The organism is Allobosea sp. ASV33, assembly GCF_016428755.1.
GTDB lineage: Bacteria > Pseudomonadota > Alphaproteobacteria > Rhizobiales > Beijerinckiaceae > Allobosea.
In genome coordinates this window covers 1-22,477 of the sequence record NZ_JAELTI010000018.1, presented here as the reverse complement: position 1 = coordinate 22,477, position 22,477 = coordinate 1, and the positions used below count along the sequence as shown (strand labels likewise).

General features: G+C 66.6%; 24 protein-coding genes. 14 read left to right on the top strand and 10 right to left on the bottom strand.

The features are described 5' to 3' along the window. The first annotated feature begins 115 nt into the window (after positions 1-115). The gene (locus tag JHD80_RS08060; RefSeq protein ID WP_199085861.1) at positions 116-694 is read left to right on the top strand and encodes an RBBP9/YdeN family alpha/beta hydrolase; all 579 of its coding nucleotides are present in this window, start codon (positions 116-118) and stop codon (positions 692-694) included. A gap of 95 nt (positions 695-789) precedes the next feature. Here JHD80_RS08060 and JHD80_RS08055 read toward each other — a convergent pair whose 3' ends face one another. From JHD80_RS08055 to JHD80_RS08025, 7 genes are all read right to left on the bottom strand, one after another. Further along, positions 790-1,905 carry a branched-chain amino acid ABC transporter substrate-binding protein gene (locus tag JHD80_RS08055; RefSeq protein WP_199085860.1) on the bottom strand — a complete coding sequence of 372 codons (1,116 nt, stop codon included), beginning with the start codon at positions 1,903-1,905 and terminating at the stop codon, positions 790-792. Positions 1,906-2,082: 177 nt separating this feature from the next. Then, the gene (locus JHD80_RS08050; protein ID WP_199085859.1) at positions 2,083-2,457 is read right to left on the bottom strand and encodes a DUF6867 family protein; all 375 of its coding nucleotides are present in this window, start codon (positions 2,455-2,457) and stop codon (positions 2,083-2,085) included. A gap of 2 nt (positions 2,458-2,459) precedes the next feature. Next, positions 2,460-3,191, bottom strand: a complete 732-nt coding sequence (locus JHD80_RS08045; RefSeq protein ID WP_349237232.1) for an ABC transporter ATP-binding protein — start codon at positions 3,189-3,191, stop codon at positions 2,460-2,462. Beyond that, positions 3,188-3,988: an ABC transporter ATP-binding protein gene (locus tag JHD80_RS08040; protein WP_465246504.1), complete on the bottom strand. Its 801-nt coding sequence runs from the start codon at positions 3,986-3,988 to the stop codon at positions 3,188-3,190. Before JHD80_RS08040 ends, JHD80_RS08045 begins: the two co-directional genes overlap by 4 nt. Positions 3,989-4,053: 65 nt before the next feature. Continuing rightward, the gene (gene livM / locus JHD80_RS08035; protein ID WP_199085857.1) at positions 4,054-5,439 is read right to left on the bottom strand and encodes a high-affinity branched-chain amino acid ABC transporter permease LivM; all 1,386 of its coding nucleotides are present in this window, start codon (positions 5,437-5,439) and stop codon (positions 4,054-4,056) included. A 4-nt stretch (positions 5,440-5,443) separates the two neighbouring features. Then, positions 5,444-6,367 carry a branched-chain amino acid ABC transporter permease gene (locus JHD80_RS08030; protein WP_199085856.1) on the bottom strand — a complete coding sequence of 308 codons (924 nt, stop codon included), beginning with the start codon at positions 6,365-6,367 and terminating at the stop codon, positions 5,444-5,446. Positions 6,368-6,776: 409 nt separating this feature from the next. Then, positions 6,777-7,103 carry a cupin domain-containing protein gene (locus JHD80_RS08025; RefSeq protein ID WP_199085855.1) on the bottom strand — a complete coding sequence of 109 codons (327 nt, stop codon included), beginning with the start codon at positions 7,101-7,103 and terminating at the stop codon, positions 6,777-6,779. A 255-nt stretch (positions 7,104-7,358) separates the two neighbouring features. Between JHD80_RS08025 and JHD80_RS08020 the strand changes: the two genes are divergently transcribed. Then, positions 7,359-7,874, top strand: coding sequence for a flavin reductase family protein (locus JHD80_RS08020; RefSeq protein ID WP_199085854.1), 516 nt, complete (start codon positions 7,359-7,361; stop codon positions 7,872-7,874). A gap of 15 nt (positions 7,875-7,889) precedes the next feature. Here the strand turns inward: JHD80_RS08020 and JHD80_RS08015 are convergent, their stop codons facing one another. After that, positions 7,890-8,300, bottom strand: a complete 411-nt coding sequence (locus JHD80_RS08015) for an aconitase X swivel domain-containing protein (protein WP_199085853.1) — start codon at positions 8,298-8,300, stop codon at positions 7,890-7,892. Continuing rightward, positions 8,291-9,550, bottom strand: coding sequence for an aconitase X (locus JHD80_RS08010; RefSeq protein ID WP_199085852.1), 1,260 nt, complete (start codon positions 9,548-9,550; stop codon positions 8,291-8,293). Before JHD80_RS08010 ends, JHD80_RS08015 begins: the two co-directional genes overlap by 10 nt. 145 nt (positions 9,551-9,695) lie before the next feature. Here JHD80_RS08010 and JHD80_RS08005 point away from each other — a divergent pair, with 145 nt between their 5' ends. Then, complete coding sequence (locus JHD80_RS08005) at positions 9,696-10,148, top strand: CoxG family protein (RefSeq protein WP_199085851.1); 453 nt, start codon at positions 9,696-9,698, stop codon at positions 10,146-10,148. Positions 10,149-10,155: 7 nt separating this feature from the next. Here the strand turns inward: JHD80_RS08005 and JHD80_RS29095 are convergent, their stop codons facing one another. Then, positions 10,156-11,649 (bottom strand): methyl-accepting chemotaxis protein, encoded by a 1,494-nt coding sequence (locus tag JHD80_RS29095; protein ID WP_282568370.1) that lies wholly within the window; start codon positions 11,647-11,649, stop codon positions 10,156-10,158. Positions 11,650-11,830: 181 nt separating this feature from the next. Between JHD80_RS29095 and JHD80_RS07995 the strand changes: the two genes are divergently transcribed. The 11 genes from JHD80_RS07995 (at position 11,831) to JHD80_RS07945 (ending at position 22,259) form a co-directional block, all read left to right on the top strand. Then, positions 11,831-12,343 carry a (2Fe-2S)-binding protein gene (locus tag JHD80_RS07995; RefSeq protein WP_199085849.1) on the top strand — a complete coding sequence of 171 codons (513 nt, stop codon included), beginning with the start codon at positions 11,831-11,833 and terminating at the stop codon, positions 12,341-12,343. Between the two features lie 97 nt (positions 12,344-12,440). Next, positions 12,441-14,804, top strand: a complete 2,364-nt coding sequence (locus JHD80_RS07990; RefSeq protein ID WP_199085848.1) for a xanthine dehydrogenase family protein molybdopterin-binding subunit — start codon at positions 12,441-12,443, stop codon at positions 14,802-14,804. Positions 14,805-14,929: 125 nt separating this feature from the next. Beyond that, complete coding sequence (locus JHD80_RS07985; protein WP_199085847.1) at positions 14,930-15,733, top strand: FAD binding domain-containing protein; 804 nt, start codon at positions 14,930-14,932, stop codon at positions 15,731-15,733. 54 nt (positions 15,734-15,787) lie between these two features. Then, positions 15,788-16,342: a LysE family translocator gene (locus tag JHD80_RS07980; RefSeq protein WP_349237231.1), complete on the top strand. Its 555-nt coding sequence runs from the start codon at positions 15,788-15,790 to the stop codon at positions 16,340-16,342. Positions 16,343-16,425: 83 nt separating this feature from the next. Then, positions 16,426-17,346 carry an AAA family ATPase gene (locus JHD80_RS07975; protein WP_199085846.1) on the top strand — a complete coding sequence of 307 codons (921 nt, stop codon included), beginning with the start codon at positions 16,426-16,428 and terminating at the stop codon, positions 17,344-17,346. Between the two features lie 33 nt (positions 17,347-17,379). Further along, positions 17,380-17,760 carry a nuclear transport factor 2 family protein gene (locus tag JHD80_RS07970; protein ID WP_199085845.1) on the top strand — a complete coding sequence of 127 codons (381 nt, stop codon included), beginning with the start codon at positions 17,380-17,382 and terminating at the stop codon, positions 17,758-17,760. Next, a complete protein-coding gene (locus JHD80_RS07965) occupies positions 17,757-18,956 on the top strand; it encodes a VWA domain-containing protein (protein ID WP_199085844.1) in 1,200 nt (399 codons plus the stop codon). Before JHD80_RS07970 ends, JHD80_RS07965 begins: the two co-directional genes overlap by 4 nt. 41 nt (positions 18,957-18,997) lie before the next feature. Continuing rightward, complete coding sequence (locus tag JHD80_RS07960) at positions 18,998-19,321, top strand: XdhC family protein (protein ID WP_047574650.1); 324 nt, start codon at positions 18,998-19,000, stop codon at positions 19,319-19,321. 1 nt (position 19,322) lies between these two features. Next, a complete protein-coding gene (locus JHD80_RS07955; RefSeq protein ID WP_199085843.1) occupies positions 19,323-19,952 on the top strand; it encodes a LysE family translocator in 630 nt (209 codons plus the stop codon). 3 nt (positions 19,953-19,955) lie between these two features. Continuing rightward, on the top strand, positions 19,956-20,648 hold the full coding sequence (locus JHD80_RS07950; protein WP_199085842.1) for an XdhC family protein: 693 nt from the start codon (positions 19,956-19,958) through the stop codon (positions 20,646-20,648). 9 nt (positions 20,649-20,657) lie between these two features. Further along, on the top strand, positions 20,658-22,259 hold the full coding sequence (locus JHD80_RS07945; RefSeq protein ID WP_199085841.1) for an NTP transferase domain-containing protein: 1,602 nt from the start codon (positions 20,658-20,660) through the stop codon (positions 22,257-22,259). Positions 22,260-22,477 lie beyond the last annotated feature (218 nt).

Here is a 22,477-nt window from a genome sequence, read left to right as displayed (position 1 = left end):
GCTGCTGCGCAGATGCGGGACCGCATGACGGAAAGGCGCTTCTTCGTGAGACGGTCCCGTGTCTGCGCAGCAGCGTTTCACGCTGCAGCGCGCACGGGAAGACGGCTCTACGATCATGAAATCCTCCGACGTCGATATCCTCATCGTTCCCGGCTGGTCGGGCTCCGGGCCCGACCATTGGCAGAGCCGGTGGGAGACCCGCCTGAAGACGGCGCGGCGCGTCGAGCAGGCGGATTGGTACAAGCCCTCCCGCCATGTCTGGGCCGATGAGATCGTGAAGGCCGTGCGCTCCGCGACGCGCCCCGTCGTGCTCGTCGGGCACTCGGCCGGCTGCAGCGCGATCGCCTTTGCGGCCGAGCATCTGCATCCCGGCGAGGTCGCGGGCGCCTTCCTGGTCGCGCCGGCTTCCGAGAAGGCCAAGGGCGCGGTGCCCGGCATGGGGCCGGATTTCATCGCGCATCGCCGCGAGAAGCTGCCGTTTCCCTCAGTGCTGATCGCCAGCGCGACCGATCCCTATTGCACGCCGGACGAGGCGAAGGCGCTCGCCGAGGCCTGGGGCTCCGAATTCGTCGATGCCGGCGATAGCGGCCATCTCAACAGCGAATCCGGGCATGGCCCCTGGCCGGATGGGCTCCTGCGTTTCGCGGGCTTTCTCAAGAGCTTGAGCGTCGTTCCGCAGACATTGAGTCAATAGCGTTCGGGTCGACACGGATGCTTCGCAGCAAAAAGCCCGCCCCGGATGGTCCAGGGCGGGCTCTGTCGTTCAGGAGGCTGAATCAGCCGCCGAGATCAATTCTCGACATAGGTGATCTTGCCGTCGGCACCCTTCTTCCAGGTGTAGACGGTGTAGTCCGGACGGGTGATGTCGCCCTTCTTGTCGAAGCCGATGTCGCCGATCACGGTCTTGACCGGCTGGCCGCCATGCAGAACGTCGGCGATCTTCTTGGGATCGACCGAGTTCGCGCGCTTGGCGCCTTCGGCCATGATCTGGACGGCGGCGTAGCTGTAGAGGGTGTAGGCTTCCGGCTTGAAGTTCTTGGCTTCGAACTTCTTGAGGACGGCGGCCGCCTCAGGGCGCTTCTGCGGGTCCGGCGGGAAGGTCATCAGCGTGCCTTCGACGCCGGGGCCGCCGATCGTGGCGAACTCGTCGGTGGTGATGCCGTCACCGGATACGAGGACCGTCTTCAGGCCCTGGTCGCGCATCTGGCGCACGATCAGGCCGCCTTCGGTGTGCAGGCCGCCCCAGTAGAGATAGTCGGCACCGGCCGCCTTGATCTTCGAGACGAGCGCCGAGAAGTCCTTCTCGCCGGCATTGACGCCTTCGTAGAGCACTTCCTTGACGCCGCCGGCGTTGAGGCCCTTCTTGGTTTCGTCGGCCAGGCCCTGGCCATAGGTCGTCTTATCGTGGACGACGGCGATCTTCTTGTCCTTGAAGTTTTTCAGGAGATAGGCCGAGGCGACGCTGCCCTGCTGGTCGTCACGGCCGCAGGTGCGGAAGGTGTTCCACAGGCCGCGCTCGGTGATCTTCGGGTTGGTGGCCGAAGGCGAGATCATCAGGATGCCGTTCTCGGCATAGACTTCGGAGGCCGGCATGGTGACGCCGGAGTTGAAGTGGCCCAGGACCCATTTCACGCCGTCGCCGACGAACTTGTTGGCGACCGAGACGCCCTGCTTCGGATCGGAGACGTCGTCGCCGACCGTGATGGTGATCTTCTGGCCGAGGACGCCGCCGGCGGCGTTGATATCCTCGACGGCCTGCTCGGCGCCGTTCTTGAGCTGCGCACCGAACGCGGCGTTCGGGCCGGTGATCGGGCCGCCGACACCAAGCTTGATCTGCGCGTTGGCCATGCCGGAAAAGGCAAGGACCGCGCCGAGCGCAATACCGCCCAACAGCAGTTTCTTCATGTGATGCAACTCCCCTGTATTGATTGATCAACGGGCTGGACGGACCGCCCGTCTCGGCGCGTTCTGGCCACCGTGGATCGCAGTCTTGCGCTTTTCCGATGGTCTGTCACGCGACAAGCTCGTTAGACGTTGTGATGGCGCATGGCGCGGTTCGGCGAGCCATCACAGCCCCTGGTTTCAGAGCAATTCAGGCCGGATCACCGCGCCTGCCCGCGGCTTCCAGCCGAAGGGGCCGGCACGCTCGAACAGCCAGTGATATTGCCGCGTCATCTGCTTGGCGCGGGTGTAGCGCCAGCCGGCATAGCCGAAGGCGATCAGCACGATCGTGTCGACGATGTAGTAGTGCAGTGTCAGCAATGTCGCCTGGAACAGCGCGAAATGGATGAAGCGCACGAACAGGCCGAGCACCAGCATGTAGACGACGAGCTGCCAGTTCGGCCGCCAGGTCATCGCGATGGCGCGGCCGGCCATCCAGGCGAGCCAGCCGCCCATGACGACCGTGACCAGCAGGAAGAGCCAGATCGTCGGTTCTTCGTAGAGGATGCCCTGCATCGTCAGTGCCTCCCGCCTTCGAGATAAGCTGCCCGCACCTGCGGATTGGCGAGCAGTTCCTTGCCCGTGCCGCTCATGGTGACGACGCCGTTGACCATCACATAGCCGCGATGGGCGAGCTTGAGCGCATGGAAGGCGTTCTGCTCGACCAGGAAGACGGTCAACCCTTGCGTCCGGTTGAGCTCGCGGATCGCCTCGAAGATCTGCTTTACGATCAGGGGGGCGAGACCGAGCGAGGGCTCGTCGAGCAGCAGCAGCTTCGGGCGCGCCATCAAGGCACGCGCGATCGCGACCATCTGCTGCTCGCCGCCCGAGAGCGTGCCGCCGCGCTGCTGCAGGCGCTCCTTGATGCGCGGGAAGAGCGCGCAGATCTTTTCGAGATCCTCGTCGAAATGCGCGAACTTGCGGACGGCGGCACCCATCTGCAGGTTTTCGAATACCGTCATACGCGGGAAGATACGTCTTCCTTCGGGGGACTGCGCTATGCCGAGACGGGCGATCTCGTGGCTCGGCATGCGCGTGATATCGCGGCCTTCATAGGTAACCGAGCCTTCACGGGCCTGCGGATTGCCGAAGATCGTCATCATCAGCGTGGATTTGCCGGCGCCGTTGGCGCCGATCATGGTGACGATCTCGCCGGCATTGACGTCGATGTCGACGCCCTTCAGCGCGATGATCTTGCCGTAATAGGTCTTGACGCCGCGGACGGCGAGCAGGGGCTGGGCTGCAGTCACGAGATGCCGACCTCCGCTTCGACCTCTTCGACCTCCTCGTCATCGACGCCGAGATAGGCGGCGATGACCTTCGGGTCGGCCTGCACTTCGGCCGGCGTGCCGTCGGCGATCTTGGTGCCGTAGTCGAGGACCACGACATGGTCCGAAATTTCCATGACGACCGACATGTCGTGCTCGATCAGCAGCAGCGCCGTGCCGATATCCTTGCGGATCGAGAGCAGCAGCGTGTTGAGGTCGAGGCTCTCGCGCGGGTTGAGGCCCGCGGCCGGCTCGTCCAGGCAGAGCAGGACGGGGTCGGTGCACATCGCGCGCGCGATCTCCAGCCGGCGCTGGTCGCCATAGGGCAGGTCGGCGGCCGGATCGTCGGCGCGATGGGTCAGGTTGATCTTGTCGAGCCAGAACTTGGCCTTCTCGATCGCCTCCTTCTCGCGCGCCTTGTAGCCGCCGATGCCGAGCACGCCCAGGAAGGTGAAGCCCGACGCCGCCATCAGCGGGTTGTGCTGGGCGACGAGCAGGTTCTCCAGCACCGTCATGCCGCCGAAGAGGCGGATGTTCTGGAAGGTGCGGGCGACCTTGGCCTTCCAGGAGATGCGAAAGTCCGGCATGCGCTCGAGCAGATAGGTCGAGCCGTCGTCATGGTTGAGCGAGATCACGCCCTGCGTCGGCTTGTAGAAGCCGGTGATGCAGTTGAAGACCGTGGTCTTGCCGGCGCCGTTGGGGCCGATCAGGGCGGTGATGTCGCCCTTGCGGGCCTCGAAGGTGAGGGCGTTGACGGCGGTCAGGCCGCCGAAGCGCATGGTGACCTGCTCGACCTCCAGCAGGGCGCGGCCCTGCGGCGTCTTTTGGGGGGCGGAGGTAGCCATCAGCCGTGCCCCTCCTGGACCATATCGGCGGAGATCTTCTTCTTCTCCTTGAGGAAGGCGGTGGGCTCGCGGGTCGAGATCAGGCCGCGCGGCTTCCAGATCATGATCACCACCATGGCGAAGCCGAAGATCAGCATGCGGTACTTCGTCGGGTCGAAGTCGTTGCCGAAGATCTGCTTCATCCATTCGAGCTCGCGCAGGAGCTCGGTGCCGCCGATCATCGCGATCGCCGCGATGGCGCAGCCCCAGAGCGAACCCATGCCACCGAGCACGACGATGGCGAGGATCACCGCCGATTCCATGAAGACGAAGGATTCAGGCGAGATGAAGCCCTGCCGCGCCGAGAAGAAGGCGCCGGCGAAGCCGCCGAACATGGCGCCGATCGAGAAGGCGGTGAGCTTGGTGTTGGTGGTGTTGATGCCGAGCGAGCGGCAGGCGATCTCGTCCTCGCGCAGGGCCTCCCAGGCGCGCCCGACCGGCAGGCGGCGCAGACGCAGCGTCACGAAGGCGGTCAGCAGCGCCAGGCAGAGGATCAGATAGTACAGGAAGATCGTTCGATAGAGCGGCGAGAACTCCAGACCGAAAACGGCGGCGAAACCATTGTCCGCCGCCGTGAAGGGAATGCCGAAGAAGGTGGGGCGCGGAATGCCGGAAATGCCGGCATAACCATTGGAGAACTCGGTCCAGTTGATCAGGACGAGGCGGATGATCTCGCCGAAGGCCAGCGTCACGATGGCGAGATAGTCGCCGCGCAGGCGCAGCACCGGGAAGCCGAGCAGCATGCCCCAGAAGGCGGCGAGGATGCCGGCGAGCGGCAGCAGCAGCCAGAAGGACAGCCCGAAATTCTTGGCGAGCAGCGCGTAGGAATAGGCGCCGACGGCATAGAAGGCGACATAGCCGAGGTCGAGCAGGCCGGCGAGGCCGACGACGATGTTCAGGCCCCAGCCGAGCATGACGTAGATCAGGATCTGGATGCCGAAATTGTCGATCCATTTCAGCGCGCCGCCCCAGCCCGCCAGTCCGATCGCGATCGCCGGGAAGGTGACGAGGAAGCCGAGGCCGAACAGCGAGAAGGCGCGCGAATGGCGCTGGAAGAAGGCGATGGTGCCATGCGGCAGGATGCGCACCGTCGGCTTGCCCTCCTGCTGGCCCTGCTTGCGCAACGTCATCAGGAAGCGGCCGACGAAGACGATGCCGACGGCCCAGGCGACGGCATCCCAGCGCGGGTCCAGCACCAGGACGTTGTCCATGTTCTGGCGCGTGCCCCAGGCGATGATCGGGATGCAGAGGCCCAGCGTGACGAAGGCGGCGAAGCCGGCCTCTTTGAAGGCCGCCTTCAGGTCGCGGCCGCGAGCGGCCGGGTTTGCGGTCGGATTGCTTGCCATGGGATCAGACCTTCTCGACTTCCGGGCGACCGAGCAGGCCTGAGGGCATGAAGACGAGCACGATCGCGAGGATGCAGAAGGCGGCGACGTCCTTGTAGTCGATAGTGAAATAGGCCGACCACATCACCTCGATCAGGCCGATCAGCAGGCCGCCGATGACCGCGCCGGGGAGCGAGCCGATGCCGCCGAGCACCGCCGCCGTGAAGGCCTTCACGCCTGGCACGAAGCCGTCGGAGAAGTTCACGACGCCGTAGAGCACGAGGTACATCACGCCGGCCACCGCCGCGAGCGCCGCACCCATGATGAAGGTGATCGAGATCGTGCGGTCGACATCGATGCCGAGCAGGGCGGCCATCTTGCGATCCTGCTCGCAGGCGCGCTGGGCGCGGCCGAGCGGCGTCTTCTGCACGATGTACCAGAAGGCCGCGAGCAGCACCGCCGTCGTCAGGATGATGACGATCTGCTTGTAGGAGATCTGGACCGAGTAGGTCGTGCTCTCGATCAGCGTGATCGACTTGTTGAGCAGCGGCGGGATCGACTTGTTACGGGGGCCCTGCACGACCTGCACGAAGTTGCCCAGGAAGATCGACATGCCGATCGCCGAGATCAGCGGCGCCAGGCGGAAGGAGCCGCGCAGCGGCCGGTAGGCCACACGCTCGATCGCCCAGTTCCACAGCGAGGTGAAGAACATCGCCAGCGCCAGCACGATGATCAAGGCCAGCATCACCATGCCGGCGCTGGTCCCGAGGACCGCTGTGACCAGCATGAAGAAGATCAGCGCGATGAAGGCGGAGAGCATGAAAATGTCGCCGTGGGCGAAGTTCACCATGCCGATAATGCCGAAGACCATCGTGTAGCCGATGGCGATGAGACCGTAGATCGATCCCAGTGTCAGCCCGTTGATGAGCTGCTGCAGGAAGACTTCCATGGAAAACGCCGACCCCTCGAACCAGCTCCCGTTCTCGTCGTCGGCATGACACCGGCGCATGCGGGATGCGATTGCTATGCAGAGCTACCAACGGCTCGTGCCGGGGACAATCGCTCCGCGCCAAATTTCTGTCAAAAGCAATTACGAACGAAACGTCGTGAAATTGTGCAGAATACTCTGCGGAGCAGCCGACATTCTGCGCATGATGATTGCGTCATGGGCTGCGAAATTTCGGGATGGGAGGCGTTCAGCACCAAGCGCTGTCGGCGCACCGCCATGCCTCCGACGGCGGATTAGCCGAAAGACGAATAACAAAACCCGATAGTCGGATCGGAAAAATGCATGGACCGACGCCGCGGCGCGTCGAGCCTCGGCGGTGGCCCCGAGGCCTGCCGGGCGACCACCGTCATCACGGCAACGTGAGCTCCTTGAGGGCGCCGGGCTGCTTCACCTCGATCTCGACGAAGGCAATAGGATGGTCCGAGCCGTTCATGACGTCGTGGCGGATGCCGGCCGGGCGCATATAGGCTTGGCCCTGCGCCAGCGGTACGTCCGAGATATCCGTGCCGTTGTGGATCCGCAGCGTTCCCGCGATGAGCATCACCACGAAATAGGGCCAGCCGTGCTCGTGCCAGCCCGTCACGGCTCCGGGCTCGAAATCCCAGCGGGTGATGCGAATCGTCTCGTCGTCCTGCTGGACGGTCGGTGTGGCGGGAATCGTGCAACTGAAGGCCATCGGGGTCTCCCTGGTCGGAACGCCGGCATGCCGGCAGTACCGATCAGGCCGGGCCCGGCCCTGGCAGCCGACATTGCCCGAGCCTGATGGATCGCCAACGCCTTAGCAAGCCGCAGCGCCAGGTCCCGGGCCTGTTAACGGAAGGGGTAGTGCTTGCTGCTACAGTCTGTGGCGCGCCGCGGCTGGTGCCGGCGGCCTCAAGTCTCTACATGAACTGCTGTTCCCCGGAGCCGGGACATCGAACAGATCGAGCCGATGACGAAGACCGTCCATCCCCTGCCGCCGCTGGACTATCCGGATGCCCACGCCTTCCGCGATGCCATGGCGCAGGTCGCGAGCGCCGTGCATGTCGTGACTACGAATGGGCCAGCCGGGCGCGTCGGGCTCACGGCGACGGCCGTCGCCTCCGTCTCCGATTCGCCGCCGACGGTGCTGGTCTGCGTCGCGCGAGGCAGCCGCACGCTGGCCGCGATCGAGGCGAGCAAAACGTTCTGTATCAATACCTTGCCGGAGCAATTCGTCGATCTCGCGGAGATCTTCGCGAGCCGGCGGGGCATCGAGGGCGAAGCACGCTTCGATACGGCTCGCTGGGGTAAGCTCGCGACCGGGGCGCCGGTTCTGCTCGATGCGATCTCGGCCTTCGACTGCCGGCTGGTCGCGACGCATGACGTCGCCAGCCATCGTATCTTGATCGGCGAGGTTGCCGGTCTCGGCGGCGCGGGGCGCGGGGCAGGGTTGATCTACCGCCATCGCCGTTTCAGCGCCGTCTAGAACGCGCTTTCCATCTCATGCGAGGGTGATCCGGCCCTCTTGCGAGATCGTGATCTCGCGACCAGCGAGTGCCGCCTGATCGGCTGCCGGCAGGCGGAAGGCCGGTGGCGTCGGCCAGCCCATCTCGCGGGCGACGACGAGGCCGAGCAGCAGGATCGCGTCCGGCGCATCCATCAGCAGCGCGGCCGGCGCCTTGCCGGCATGGACCAGCTCGAGCAGCACGGCCGAGGCCGAGGACGAGCCGATCGTGCCGGGCAGGGCGAGGATGCGGCCGGCGATGTTCTGCCCGCGCTCGGGATGACGGGCATCGATGATCGTGCCGCTCGCCGGATCGACGCCGCCCCAGAAGCTAATCGAGGCGGTGAGAGACAGGCAGGCGCCGGTGACGGCATCGCCGGGCAGGAGGGGCTCCGCTTTCAGCTCCATGAGCGCGTTTCCCTGACGAGGCGGCCGGCGACCGCGCTCTCGACGCATTCCGAGAGCGAGCCATAGGTCACGGCGTAGCCGGTATTGCCCGGCGCGTAATGCGCGAACTTGCCGGAATTGGTCATCAGCACCGCGTCTTCCAGCTCCGGCAGGATCGGAGTGACGACGACGCAGGTGTCGACCACGAAGACGACGCCTGCCGCTTCGAGCGCTCCACGCCGGCCCTGCGCTTCCAGCGGACCGACGACGTGGCGGCCGGTATTGGCGTAGAGCGGTAGCTTCAGCTTGCGCCCGGCCATCAAGCGCTCGAGTTCGTCGATCTCGGCCAGCGAGAGATGCGGCGAGCCGATCGCGACGGCGTCGACGCGGTCCGTCGGTCCGGCCGTCGACAGGCGGGCGAGGGCGGTGGCGATGTCGTCGGGCGCCAGCACGATCGTCTCGGGCGGCGCCGTGCCGGCGAGCGCCGTCGCAGCGTCCGGAGCCTCGGGCGTCACGCCCGCGACGTGGAAGAGCCCGACGCCGCCGGCCGAGGCGGCCGCGGCGCCGAGCGCCTTGAGCCGGTCCTCGGTGGTGCAGCCCTGCAGGCCATCGAGAACGGCGACATCGCTGCCGGCCCGGCGGCCGAGGATCGTGCCGAGCACGGGGTAGAACACGTCGGAGGAGCGGAGTTCGCGGGAGAGGCCACCGACATCGATCAAGAGCGTCGCGACACGGTTCTCCGGGCGGTGCAGGCCGTAATCGGGCGCGCGGCCGGCGATGGCGCAGGCGATGTCGAGGAAGTCGCCATAGCGGTTGGTCCGCGCGCCCAGCACCGAGTTGCAGAACACCACGGCGTTCGATTCGCCCCAGGCGACGTCGCTGCCCTGGGCGGGGCGGTGGCCGGCCTGATAGGGGGCGCAGGTCCAGCTCGGCTCGCAGCCCATCGCTTCGTAGGCGCGCATCATGCGCCGGGCCATGTCCCGCTCATGCGGCGGAAGGCGGATCGCAGCGCAGCCGGCCGGTGCCAGCGAGCCGACATTGAGGCTGGCGCGCACGCCGACGCGGGCGCGGCCCGCGACCAGCTTCTCCGCGAAAAGCGTGCCGGAATCGCCGTGGTAGAGCGCGCCGTCGATATGGGCGGAGGCGATCGGGATCAGGCGCGGCGCACCCATCAAGCGGGCGGCCTCGGCGACGATCCGCATCGCCATGGCCGCGCCTTCGCCTGCGCCGCCGGCGGCAATTGCGCGTTCGTCGGTGGTGAGCTCCAGCATCGGTTCTCCCGGAAGCGGCGCGGCCCCAGGCCCGGCGCCTCTTGTGCTGGCGGGGGCTTTGCGACCATGGATAGGAACTGGATAACCTTCGAACCGCGCCGGCCGCAATCGTCCGCGCTGCGGTGACCTATGCGGGAGATGCGCCATGGCGATGACGATGAACGGCGAGGCGACGCTGCCGGCCGCCAAGGACGTGGTCTGGGCCAAGCTCAACGATCCCGAGGTGCTGAAAGCCTGCATTCCCGGCTGCGAGCAGCTCACCATGGACGACGACACGCATCTCTCGGCCGTGGTGAAGGTCAAGCTCGGCCCGGTGAAGGCGACCTTCAAGGGCAAGGTCGAGCTCAGCGAGCTCGATCCGCCGAACGGGTACCGCATTTCCGGCGAGGGCGAGGGCGGCATCGCCGGCTTCGCCAAGGGCGGCGCGCGAGTCCATCTGAGCGACGCCGAGGGCGGCCAGACCCTGCTGCGCTACGAGGTCGAGGCCCAGGTCGGCGGCAAGCTCATGCAGCTCGGCTCGCGCCTGATCGATTCGGTCTCGAAGAAGCTTGCCGACGAGTTCTTCGCGAATTTCGCCAAGGCGGTCAGCGAGGGCTGAGCGGCGCTCAGGAGGCTTCGCGCAGCGCGTCGAGCGCCTCGCTGACGGTAGCCTCGGCCGCGCCGACCTGCAGCGCCATCTGCGAGGCCACGAGCGTGGCGCGCTCGATCGCGCGCGCCGTCGTTTCCAGGCTCTGGCCGACCGCCTGCGCGCTGGCGATCGCGTCGTCGGAGCATCCGGCGACGTCGGAGGCATCCCGTGCGATGCCAGCCGTCACGTGGCTCTGATGGGCGACCGAGTCGGAGATCGCTTCTGAAGCGCTCCGAATTTCGCCGATCGTGGTGCTGATCGAGGCGGCGCGATCGCCACATGCGGCGGCGCTTGCCGAGAATTCGCCGATCTGGCGCGCGATTTCCTGTGTCGCGTTGGCGGTCTGCGTCGCGAGCGACTTCACCTCCGAGGCCACGACCGCGAAACCGCGGCCGGCTTCTCCGGCGCGAGCAGCCTCGATCGTCGCATTCAACGCGAGCAGATTGGTCTGCGCCGCGATGTCGGCGATCAGGCCGAGGACCGAGCCGATGCGGGCCGTCGATTCACGCAATTGGGCGATCGCATCATTCATGGCCTCCGCGTCGCCGACGGCACGCGTGGCGATGGCGACGCTCTGACGCGAACGGTGCTCGATTTCGCTGATATTGGCAGACATCTCCTCGGTCGCGGCGGCGGTCTGGAGAGCTCTGTCGCGCATCATTTCCGCTGCACGCGTGACATCGAGAACCTGCGTCCTGATGAAGGCCGTAGCGCCCGTCGTCTCATCGGCAGCCGCGCCGAACTGCTCGACGGCGCCGCTGATCCGCGAATCGAGCGTGCCGATCCGCGACTTCAGCATATGCGCGGCGGTATCGAAGGCTTCGCCGCGATGCCTGGCTTCAGCCGCCTCGAGCGCGTGATCCTGCGTGATCGCGGTATTGATATCCATGACGAGGATATGCTCGATGATCTCCATGTCCCTGGCGAAACGGCGGCGGAACGGAAATGAGGCCCACCGGGATTTCGTCGCGATGACCCTCAACAGGGCGGCCGCGATCGCGACGCGCGAGCGGGTTCCGACCTTGACCAGGCGCTCCAGTAAACACACGCGCTCCACCGATTCGACATAGCGCGCGTCGAAGTCGCCCTCGAAGATCAAGGCGAAGTGCTGTTGGGTGGCTTCGCAGAGGTCATCCGTCAGCCGCGCATGCTGGCCTTCCAATCCGGGATGAATCCGGCGTCCATATGCGAAGGATTCCGTGACGATGTCCTTGATGACGACGCCGACAAGCCTGCGATAGTCCCGCAGCGCGTTGCGTTCCCGTTCGTTGTAGCCCGTCGAGCGCAGGCGCCGTTCGACCTGATCGGAAATGGACGTCAACGACCGGCCTCCGCGCCGACAAGAGCGTTGTGTCGAGCCGGCTGACCCTGGAGCGGTTCTGTTAAAATTCCGCCAACGGTATGCACATAAGGCCTCCTCGGCCTCGATCAGGACGGTCGACGCGATGAAACCGGCGAGAAACGGCGCCAAATGGCTGGTCTCGACCCTGCGTCTCTGGCTTGACCCCGGAAAAACGCGGGTCCACATTCGATTTTGAGCTGTTCCAAGGAAAGCCTGCCTGATGAGGCCGGCTGCTCCCTAGGCTTCAGCACGGTCCAGTCCCGGGGAGGGGACGGATCGGCGTCAGAGACGGGTCACAGGAGATATGCTCATGGCCACTGTTTCGCTGACGGTGAACGGCAAAGCCGTCACCGCCAACATCGACCCGCGCACCCTTCTGGTGCAGTTCCTGCGAGAGAACCTGCGGCTGACCGGGACCCATGTCGGCTGCGATACCAGCCAGTGCGGTGCCTGCCTCGTGCATCTCGACGGCAAGGCGGTGAAGTCCTGCACGACGCTCGCCGTCTCCGTGGACGGCGCCTCCGTGACGACGATCGAGGGGCTCGCCAGCGGCGACACGCTGCATCCGATGCAGGAGGCCTTCCGCGAGCATCACGGCCTGCAATGCGGCTTCTGCACGCCGGGCATGATCATGTCCGCCGTCGACATGGTGAACCGCCGCGGCCACGAGCTCGACGAGAAGACGATCCGCGAGGATCTCGACGGCAATATCTGCCGCTGCACCGGCTACCACAACATCGTCAAGGCGATCGCCGCCGGGGCGCAGGCCATGGCCGGCGGGTCGCTCAAGGACCGGGAGCCTCCGCGCCACGCTGCCGAGTGAGGCATCTGCCCGCGCCTTGCAGGCGCGCGCGTCCCGTCTGTCTTGCGTTCCAGGCAATGAGGCGCCCGCCAGAGGCGCCGTGCGAGGAGGGAACACCATGTCCGCCACCGGAATCGGCGCCGCAGTCCGCCGCAAGGAAGATCACCGTTTCATCACCGGCCAGGGCCGCTATACCGACGACGTCAACCGGCCGGGCCAGGCCCATGCCTATTTCCTGCGCTCGCCGCATGCCCATGCGAAGATCAAGTCGATCGACACCAAGGCCGCTGCCGGCATGCCGGGCGTGCTCGGCATCTTCACCGGGGACGACCTTGCCACCGACAAGATCGGCGGGCTGATCTGCGGCTGGATGATCCACAACAAGGACGGCTCGCCGATGCGCGCCGGCCCGCATCCGGCACTGGCCCAGGGCAAGGTGCGCTATGTCGGCGACCATGTCGCGGTGGTGGTGGCCGAGACGCTGGCCCAGGCGCGTGACGCGGCCGAGGCCATCGCGGTCGACTATCAGGAGCTGCCGGCGGTGGTCGACACCGCCAAGGCGATCGGCGCCAAGACCGTGGTCCATGACGAGGCGCCGGACAACAGCGTGTTCAACTGGCATCTCGGCGACAAGGACGCGACCGAGAACGCCTTCAAGGCGGCCAAGCACGTCACCAAGATCGATCTCGTCAACAACCGCCTCGTGCCGAACGCGATGGAGCCGCGCGCGGCCGTCGGCGATTACGATGCCGGCGACGGCATCTTCACGCTCTACACCACCAGCCAGAACCCGCATGTCGCGCGGCTCGTGCTCTCGGCCTTCATCGGCATCGCACCGGAGAACAAGCTGCGCGTGATCGCGCCGGATGTCGGCGGCGGCTTCGGCTCCAAGATCTTCATCTATGCCGAGGAGACGGTCTGCGTCTGGGCGGCGAAGAAGGTCGGGCGGCCGGTGAAATGGACAGCGGACCGGACGGAGGCCTTCCTCTCCGACGCGCATGGCCGCGACCATGTCACCCATGCCGAGCTCGCGACCGATGCCGAGGGCAAGATTCTCGCCATGCGGGTCAAGACGACGGCCAATCTCGGTGCCTATCTCTCGACCTTCTCGTCCTCGGTGCCGACCTATCTCTATGCGCCGCTGCTGTCGGGCCAGTACGACATCCCGGCGATCTATTGCGAGGTCGATGCCGTCTATACCAACACCGCGCCGGTCGATGCCTATCGCGGTGCCGGGCGGCCGGAAGCGACCTTCGTGGTCGAGCGGCTGGTCGAGATCACCGCGCGCCAGCTCGGCAAGGACCCGGCCAAGTTCCGGATGCAGAACTATATCAAGAAGTTCCCGCACCAGACGCCGGTCATCATGATGTACGATGCCGGCAATTACGGCGCCTCCATGAAGAAGGCGCTGGAGATCATCGACTACAAGGGTATCGGCAAGCGCAAGCGCGACTCGGCGCGAGCCGGCAAGCTGCGCGGCATCGGCTTCTCCTCCTATATCGAGGCTTGCGGCATCGCGCCGTCCGCTGCGGTGGGTTCGCTCGGTGCCGGCGTCGGCCTGTGGGAATCGGCCGAGGTCCGGGTCAACCCGGTCGGCACGGTCGAGGTGCTCACCGGGTCGCACAGCCACGGCCAAGGCCATGAGACGACCTTCGCGCAGCTCGTCTCGGATCGGCTCGGCATCCCCATCGACAACGTCTCGATCATCCATGGCGACACCGACAAGGTGCAGATGGGCATGGGCACCTATGGCTCGCGCTCCGGTGCGGTCGGCATGTCCGCGATCTTCAAGGCGATCGACAAGGTCATCGCCAAGGGCAAGAAGGTCGCCGCCCATGTGCTGGAGGCCGACGAGGCCGATATCGATTTCGCCGACGGGCATTTCTCGGTGAAGGGCACGGACCGCAAGCTCGATTTCGGCTCCTGCGCGCTGCAGGCCTATGTCGCGCACAAGTTCAACGGGCAGGAGCTGGAGCCGGGCCTGAAGGAAGGGGCGTTCTACGACCCGACCAACTTCACCTTCCCGGCCGGCGTCCATATCTGCGAGGTCGAGATCGATCCCGAAACCGGCGTGACCAGGATCGAGCGTTGGGCGGCCGTCGATGATTTCGGCAATGTCATCAACCCGATGATCGTCGAGGGGCAGGTCCATGGCGGCATCGCTCAGGGTGTTGGCCAGGCGCTGCTGGAAGGCGCGCGTTATAACGCCGACGGCCAGCTCGTGACCGCGAGCTTCATGGACTACACCATGCCGCGGGCCGACGACCTGCCGTCCTTCGATGTCGGCATGACGGTTACGCCGTGCCCGTCGAATCCGCTGGGCATCAAGGGCTGCGGCGAGGCTGGGGCCATCGCCTCGCCGCCCGCCGTCATCAACGCCATCACCGATGCGCTCGGCCATGAGGACATCGCGATGCCGGCGACGCCGCAGGCGGTGTGGCGCGCGGCACAGAAGAGCGTGAATCGTATGGCTGCCGAATGAATGCGCGTCATGGCCGGGCTTGACCCGGCCATCTCCTCGGGGTGAGGCGCCTTGAGCGCTTTCCTGGATGAGATGCTCGGGTCAAGCCCGAGCATGACGTTTCCCGAACAGAGCGGAGACCCACCATGTACGCTTTCACCTATCACAAGCCCACCAGCGCCCGGCAGGCGGCGACGCTGCTCGCCAAGAAGGAGGACGCCAAGCTCCTGGCCGGCGGGCACACCCTGCTGCCGACGATGAAGCAACGCTTGGCCTCACCGACCGCGCTGGTCGATCTCGGCGCCTGCGCCGACCTGAAAGGCATCACGGTCAAGGGCCGCAACATCGTCATCGGTGCGATGACGACACACGGAGAAGTGGCGAACTCGGCCGAGGTGCAGGGAGCGATCCCCGCGCTCGCCTTCCTCGCCGGCAGCATCGGCGATCCCGCCGTGCGCTATCGCGGCACGATCGGCGGTTCGGTCGCCAATAACGACCCGGCGGCGGATTATCCGGCGGCGCTGCTGGCACTCGGCGCCACAGTCGTCACCAACAAGCGCAAGCTGACGGCGGAAGAATTCTTCACCGGGCTCTACGAGACCGCGCTGGACGAGGGCGAGATCATCACCAAGGTCTCGTTCCCGCTGGTCTCCAAGGCGGGCTATGCCAAGTTCCGCAACCCGGCCTCGCGCTATGCCATGGTCGGCGTCTTCGTCGCCAAGCGCGGCAGCGAAATCCGCGTGACGGTGACGGGCGCGGGCGAGGGCGGCGTTTTCCGCTGGCCGGAAGCGGAGGCGGCGCTCAAGGCCCGCTTCGCGCCGAAATCGCTGGACGGGCTAAAGCACACGGCAAATGGCATCAATGGCGACATCCATGCCGATGCCGAATACCGTGCCCATCTGATCGGCGTGATGGCCAAGCAGGCCGTGGCGCAGGCGACGGGGAAGTAGGGGCCGCCCGGCCGTCGCCCGGTGCGGCTCTGGGAATTCGCGCTGACGGCGATCGTGACTGAAATCACGCCTGGGCCGAATATGGGCTATCTCGTAGCGCTCAGCCTCGCGAGAGGCTGGCGCAGCGGCATGGCGGCGGTGGCCGGCGTCGCACTCGGTCTTGCGTTGCTCGGTCTTGCCGTAGCCTTCGGCTTCTCGCTGATGAGCGAACGATTTCCCGCCGTCACCTGGCTTCTGCGCTGGGGCGGTGTGGCTTATCTGTTCTGGCTCGCCTGGGATGCCTGGCGCGATCCGAAACCCGAGGCGCAGGGCGATGTGGCCTTGTCGTTCCGGCGCGGGCTGATCACCAATCTGCTCAACCCCAAGGCGGCGGTCTTCTATGTCGCGGTTATTCCGCTCTTCCTGACGGCGCCGGCACCGCGTGACGAGGTTCTTATCCTGACGGCGGTTTTCGTCGTCATCGCCACGACAATCCATGCTGCGCTGGTGTTCGGGGCGGATGCTGCGCGTCAGCTTCTGTTTCAGCCGAAGCGCGAGCGGGCGATCCGTCGCAGCGCTGCGGTCGGGATGGCGCTGGTGACCACGTGGTTCGCCTGGTCGGTACGATAGGGAGCGTCTGCCTTGCAATGCCGGCAGCGTGGTGGCGTGTTCGATGCCTTCCTTCGACCGGACAGGAACGATAGAGAACGGTTATGCTGAAGTCTTCCCAGATCCCGGCCTCCATCGACGCCACGCTCGCGCTCTTGCAGGGCCAAGGCTATGTCGCCGACCGCGCGCTCGCGACGGTGCTGTTCCTGGCGCTGCGGATGAAGCGGCCGCTGCTGCTGGAAGGCGAGGCCGGTACCGGCAAGACCGAGATTGCCAAGGTTCTGGCCGCCGGGCTTGGCCGACGCCTGATCCGGTTGCAGTGCTATGAGGGGCTCGACCTCGCTTCCGCCGTCTACGAATGGAACTATGCCGGGCAGATGATGGCGATCCGTTTGGCGGAGGCCGGCGGCGCGGCTGGCGATCGCGAACGGCTGGAAGGCGACATCTTTTCCGAGAAATACCTGGTGAAGCGACCGTTGCTGCAGGCGCTGGAGCCGCAGGAGGGCGGGGCGCCGATCCTGCTGATCGACGAGCTCGACCGCACCGACGAAGCCTTCGAGGCTTTCCTGCTCGAGGTCTTGGCCGATGCGCAGGTCACGATCCCCGAGCTCGGCACGATCCGGGCAGCCGAGCCGCCGATCGTGATCCTGACCTCGAACCGCACCCGCGAGATCCACGACGCGCTCAAGCGCCGCTGCCTCTATCACTGGGTCGGCTATCCCGATGCGGCGCGCGAGCTGGCGATCCTGAAGGCGAAGGTGCCGGAGGCCCCGGCGAAGCTCTCGAAGCAGCTCGTCGCCTTCGTGCAGGCGATCCGCAAGGAGGAGCTGTTCAAGGCGCCGGGCGTCGCCGAGACGCTGGACTGGGCGACTGCCCTGGTCGAGCTCGATGCGGTCGCGCTCGATCCGGCCATCGTTTCGGATACGCTGGGGGCGCTCTTGAAGTATCAGGACGATATCCAGGCGATGCAGGGCTCGCAGGTGAAGGAGCTTCTGGATCGGGCCAAGGCGGAGGCGGGGCGCTAAGCTTTCGGCGCCGCGAAGGGAGAGGGTGCTGCCATGAACGCCGATATCAAGGCCGTCGAGGCGACGGTCCGGACCTATCTCGACGGGCTCTATGAGGGCGATGCCGAGAAGCTCGCCCATGTCTTCCATCCGACCAGCGCGCTCACCACGGCCCGCGACGACGGCGCGATCCAGATCGTGCAGCGTGACGCCTGGCTCGATGCCGTGCGCACCCGGCCGGCGCCGCAGGCGGCGGGGATGCAGCGCGACGACCATATCCTGACCATCGATCTCGTCGGGCCGACGCTGGCGCTGGTCAAGGTGAAGTGCCAGATGCCGCCGCGTTATTTCACCGACCTGCTCTCGCTCCTCAAGATCGAGAGCCGCTGGCAGATCGTCCAGAAGGTGTTCATGACGGAGACGCGGGGCGCGTGAGCGGCAAGCTTGCCGAGAACGTCGCCTATTTCGCCCGTGCGCTGCGCGCGGCGGGGCTGCCGGTCGGGCCGGGCGCCGTGGTCGAGGCGATCGCGGCGCTGGGCGACGGGGCGCTCGGCGGGCGCGACGATGTCTATTGGACGCTGCATGCGATCTTCGTGAAGAAGCATGAGGATTCACCGGTCTACGATCAGGCCTTCCGGCTGTTCTGGCGGCGCCGCAACCTGATCGAGAAGATCATGGCGCAGATGTCGCCGGTTTCGCCCCGCGCCGACAGCCAGCCGGAGAAGGCCGAGGCCGGGGCTTTGCGGGTCGCGGAAGCCTTCGCGCCGCCGCCGCGCGAGGACGAGCCGCCGAAGGAGCTGACCGAACTGACGGCGCGGCTCACGGTCTCCGATCGCGAGATGCTGAAATCGCGCGACTTCGCCCAGATGAGCGCGGCTGAGATCGCCCGCGCCAAGCAGTTGATCGCCGAGCTCAGGCTGCCCGACGACAGCATCGTGACGCGGCGCTTCCGGCCCGCCCATCGCGGCACGCGCATCGATCCGCGCCGGACTTTCCGGCAGTCGTTGCGCGCTGGCGGCGCCTCGATCGACCTCGCCTTCCGCGAGCGGCGCGAGGTGCATCCGCCGATCGTGGCGCTGGTCGATATTTCCGGGTCGATGGCCGAGTATTCGCGCATCTTCCTGCATTTCCTGCACGCGCTGACCGAGAAGCGCCGGCGCGTGCATTCCTTTGTTTTCGGCACGCGCCTGACCAATGTGACGCGGATGCTGAGGTCGCGCGATCCCGACGAAGCGCTGGCGCTCGCCGGGAAGGCCGCGCCGGACTGGGAGGGGGGTACGCGCATTGCGACCGCCCTGCATGATTTCAACCGCGTCTGGTCTCGGCGGGTGCTGGCGGGCGGGGCGATCGTCCTGCTCTTCACCGACGGGCTGGAGCGGCATCTCGACGACAGCCTCGGTTTCGAGATGGACCGATTGCACCGCTCCTGCCGGCAACTCGTCTGGCTCAATCCGCTTCTGCGCTATGACGCCTTCGCGGCGCGGGCGAGCGGCATCCGGGCGATGCTGCCGCATGTCGACTCGTTCCGGCCGATCCATAATCTCGCGGCGATGGCCGATCTCTGCGCCGCGTTGTCGCTGGATGCAGGGCGGGAGAGCGATCCGCGCCGGTGGTTGAAGAAGGCCGGTTGAGGCATGATCTCAAAGGCCAGATTCAGGCGTAAGGTGACATCATGATCAGCACCGAAACCGACATCCTGCGCGCTGCCGAGGATTGGGCGCGCGGCGGCCGCGGCGTCGCCATCGCGACCGTGGTCGAGACCTGGGGCTCTGCGCCGCGGCCCGTCGGCTCGCATCTCGTGATCGACGGAGAGGGGAATTTCCTCGGCTCGGTCTCGGGCGGCTGCGTCGAGGGCGCCGTGGTGGCCGAGGCTGCCGACGTCATCGCCGACGGCAAGGCGCGCATGCTGGAATTCGGCGTCGCCGACGAGACGGCCTGGCAGGTCGGGCTCTCCTGCGGCGGGCGCATCAAGGTCTATGTCGAGAAGGTGAACTGAGATGGCCTCCTGGGAAACCCTCGTCGCGTTCGCGACGGTGACGATCCTCGTCGCCTATTTTCCGGGGCCGGCGCTGCTCTACACCGCCGCCCAGACGATCAGCCATGGCCGCAAGGCCGGCCTGATGGCGATGCTCGGCATCCATCTCGGCTGCTACCTGCATGTCTTCGCCGCGGCCTTCGGGCTGTCGGCCGTGTTCAAGCATGTGCCGGAGCTCTATGTGGCCGTGAAGATCGCTGGCGCGCTCTACCTGATCTGGATTGGCATCGGCATGATCCGCTCCCGCCTGGGCACGCCAGACCAGCCGGTCGCGCCGCCGAAGACGGTGAAGCGGGCGCTGCTCGATTCATTCATCGTCGAGGTGCTGAACCCGAAGGTCGCGCTATTCTTCATCGCGCTCCTGCCGCAGTTCGTCGATCCGGCCGCCGCGCTGCCGGTCTGGGCGCAGTTCCTGATCCTCGGCACGATCGTGAATTTCGCCTTCTCCTCGGCCGATCTCGTCACCGTCTTCGGCGCTTCGCTGGTTCTCGGCGCGATGAAGAAGACCAAGGCGAGCTTCGCCTTCGGGCGCTGGATCGGCGGCTCGCTGATGATCGCGCTCGGCCTGAAGCTCGCGACGGACAGGGGCTGAGCGGTGGAGCTTTCGACCCTCTCCGCGCTCAACGTCGAGCGGCACGCGCGCCGCGCCGCCGTGCTGGTCAGCGATCTCGCCACGGGCACGCAAAGGCTGGTGAAGCAGGCCGCGATCGCGGCCGATCCGCTGGCTGAATTGCTGGAGCGGCAATTGCGATCCGGCAAGAGCGGCATGGTCGAGGCGGAGGGAACATCCTATTTTCTGACCGTGCAGGCGCCGCATCCGCGCGTCGTCGTGACCGGCGCGGTCCATATCTCGCAGGCGATGGCGCCGATGGCCCGGGCACTCGATCTCGATCTCGTGGTGATCGATCCGCGCAGCGCCTTCGCCACGCCTGAGCGTTTCCCCCAGGTGACATTGCTCGCCGAATGGCCGGAGGAGGCGCTTCAGCGGATCGGGCTCGACGCCTATACCGCCTTCGTCGCGCTGACCCATGATCCGAAGATCGACGATCCCGGCCTCGTCGCGGCTCTGCGCTCGGACTGCTTCTATGTCGGCGCGCTCGGCAGCCGGAAGACGCATGGCCGGCGGCTGGAACGATTGGCGGAAGCCGGTTTCGGCGCATCCGCGACGGACCGCATCCATGCGCCGATCGGGCTCGATATCGGCGCGGTTTCGCCGGCCGAGATCGCGCTCGCGATTCTGGCCGAGATCGTCGCGACGCTGCGCGGCCCGCGCCGCAAGCCGGCCTGAGGATCAGGGATGAAATTCGGACCGGTCGCCATCGCGGACGCCGTCGGCTGCATTGCCGCGCATACGATCCGTGCCGATGGCACCATCGTGAAGAAGGGCGCGACCGTCACGGCGGAGCTTGCCGCGAAGCTCAAGGCGGCCGGGGTCGCCGAGATCGTCGCGGTCCGGCTGGAGCCCGGCGATATCGACGAGAATGCCGCGGCGGCGCAATTGGCCGAGCGGATGGTCGGCGAGGCGATCGTGGCAGAAGCGCCCTTCACCGGGCGGGTCAACATGTTCGCAACCCGAGCGGGCGTGCTGCGCATCGATGTCGCGGCGATCGACGCCTTCAACGCGGTGGATGAGGCGATCACGGTCGCGACCTTGCCGGCGCTGAAGGCTGTCGTGGCGGGCGAGCTCGTCGCCACCGTGAAGATCATTCCCTACGCGGTTCCGCAGGCGCTGATGGAGCAGGCGCTTGACGCGCTCGGCAACACGCCGCCGGTCTCGGTCGCAGCCTATCGTCGGTCAAGCGTGGCGGTGATCTCGACGCTGCTGCCGGGGTTGAAGCCGAGCGTGGTCGACAAGACCCTGCGCGTCATGCGCGACCGGCTGGAGCCGGCAGACGCGGTGCTGGCGGCGGACAAGCGTGTGCCACATGAGACCGGTCCGCTGGCCGCGGCGATCGCCGAGCAGGCGGTAGGCAAGGCGGATATCATCGTCGTCTTCGGCGCTTCCGCCATCACGGACCGGCGCGACGTGATCCCGCAGGCGCTGGTGGAAGCCGGCGGCGAGGTCGAGCATCTCGGCATGCCGGTCGATCCCGGCAACCTGCTGATGCTCGGCCGCATTGCCGGCAAGCCGGTCATCGGTGCGCCCGGCTGTGCCCGCTCGCCGAAGGAGAACAGCTTCGACTGGGTGCTGCAGCGCTATCTCGCCGGTGTTCCCGTCGGGCGCAGCGATGTCCAGAAGATGGGGGTCGGCGGCCTGCTGATGGAGATCGTCTCGCGGCCGCAGCCGCGCGCGCCGGGCGCCGCCGAGAGCGGGCCGCTTGCGGGGATCGTGCTGGCTGCCGGGCAGTCGACGCGGATGGGTGCGCAGAACAAGCTGCTGCAGCCGCTGCGCGGGAAGCCGATCCTGCGTCACGCCGTCGAGGCGCAGATCGAGGCGGGCCTCACCCCCGTCATCGTGGTGACAGGGCACCAGCGTGCCGAGGTCGAGGTCGCGCTGGCGGATCTGCCGGTGCGTCTGGTCCATAATGTCGATTACGCCTCCGGACTGGCGGGTTCGCTGAAGGCGGGTGTGGCGGCGCTGGCTCCGGACGTGCCCGCCGCGGTGATCTCGCTCGGCGACATGCCGAATGTCACGCCGGCCGTCATCGAACGCCTGGCGGAGGCGCATCGCGCCCAGCCCGATGCGCTCGCGGCGGTGCCGACCCTGTTCGGCCAGCGCGGCAATCCGGTGTTGCTGGCGCGGGCGATCTTCCCGGCAGTGTCGCTGCTGAGCGGCGATCGCGGGGCGCGGCGATTGCTCGACGAAGCCGGCGAGCGCGTTGTCGACGTGCCGTTCGAGGATCCGGCGATCGCGATCGATGTCGATACGCCGGAGGCCCTGCGGGCGTTGCGGGGCTGAGGACGGAGAGCCGGTTAGCGCAACCCCGCCATTCCTCGAATTGCGGGATTGCTCTAGATCTTTGTTTTATCGCATTTTCTTCACGCGAACCGGTGTCCACTTCGCTCGAAAATGCTCTAGCGCAGCCAGTGCAGTCCAAGCGTGCCGTATAGGGCGGAGGATCGGTCGCTCGTCGATTGCAGGCCGCCGGATAGGCGCCATTCCAGGCCGAGGAAGCG

Excerpts from the sequence above, each read along its gene's own strand:
- JHD80_RS08060 (WP_199085861.1), top strand. The coding sequence starts at position 116 with ATGAAATCCTCCGACGTCGATATCCTCATCGTTCCCGGCTGGTCGGGC.
- JHD80_RS08055 (WP_199085860.1), bottom strand. The coding sequence starts at position 1,905 with ATGAAGAAACTGCTGTTGGGCGGTATTGCGCTCGGCGCGGTCCTTGCC.
- JHD80_RS08050 (WP_199085859.1), bottom strand. The coding sequence starts at position 2,457 with ATGCAGGGCATCCTCTACGAAGAACCGACGATCTGGCTCTTCCTGCTG.
- JHD80_RS08040 (WP_465246504.1), bottom strand. The coding sequence starts at position 3,988 with ATGCGCTTCGGCGGCCTGACCGCCGTCAACGCCCTCACCTTCGAGGCC.
- livM (WP_199085857.1), bottom strand. The coding sequence starts at position 5,439 with ATGGCAAGCAATCCGACCGCAAACCCGGCCGCTCGCGGCCGCGACCTG.
- JHD80_RS08030 (WP_199085856.1), bottom strand. The coding sequence starts at position 6,367 with ATGGAAGTCTTCCTGCAGCAGCTCATCAACGGGCTGACACTGGGATCG.
- JHD80_RS08025 (WP_199085855.1), bottom strand. The coding sequence starts at position 7,103 with ATGGCCTTCAGTTGCACGATTCCCGCCACACCGACCGTCCAGCAGGAC.
- JHD80_RS08020 (WP_199085854.1), top strand. The coding sequence starts at position 7,359 with ATGACGAAGACCGTCCATCCCCTGCCGCCGCTGGACTATCCGGATGCC.
- JHD80_RS08015 (WP_199085853.1), bottom strand. The coding sequence starts at position 8,300 with ATGGAGCTGAAAGCGGAGCCCCTCCTGCCCGGCGATGCCGTCACCGGC.
- JHD80_RS08010 (WP_199085852.1), bottom strand. The coding sequence starts at position 9,550 with ATGCTGGAGCTCACCACCGACGAACGCGCAATTGCCGCCGGCGGCGCA.
- JHD80_RS08005 (WP_199085851.1), top strand. The coding sequence starts at position 9,696 with ATGGCGATGACGATGAACGGCGAGGCGACGCTGCCGGCCGCCAAGGAC.
- JHD80_RS07995 (WP_199085849.1), top strand. The coding sequence starts at position 11,831 with ATGGCCACTGTTTCGCTGACGGTGAACGGCAAAGCCGTCACCGCCAAC.
- JHD80_RS07990 (WP_199085848.1), top strand. The coding sequence starts at position 12,441 with ATGTCCGCCACCGGAATCGGCGCCGCAGTCCGCCGCAAGGAAGATCAC.
- JHD80_RS07985 (WP_199085847.1), top strand. The coding sequence starts at position 14,930 with ATGTACGCTTTCACCTATCACAAGCCCACCAGCGCCCGGCAGGCGGCG.
- JHD80_RS07975 (WP_199085846.1), top strand. The coding sequence starts at position 16,426 with ATGCTGAAGTCTTCCCAGATCCCGGCCTCCATCGACGCCACGCTCGCG.
- JHD80_RS07970 (WP_199085845.1), top strand. The coding sequence starts at position 17,380 with ATGAACGCCGATATCAAGGCCGTCGAGGCGACGGTCCGGACCTATCTC.
- JHD80_RS07960 (WP_047574650.1), top strand. The coding sequence starts at position 18,998 with ATGATCAGCACCGAAACCGACATCCTGCGCGCTGCCGAGGATTGGGCG.
- JHD80_RS07955 (WP_199085843.1), top strand. The coding sequence starts at position 19,323 with ATGGCCTCCTGGGAAACCCTCGTCGCGTTCGCGACGGTGACGATCCTC.
- JHD80_RS07945 (WP_199085841.1), top strand. The coding sequence starts at position 20,658 with ATGAAATTCGGACCGGTCGCCATCGCGGACGCCGTCGGCTGCATTGCC.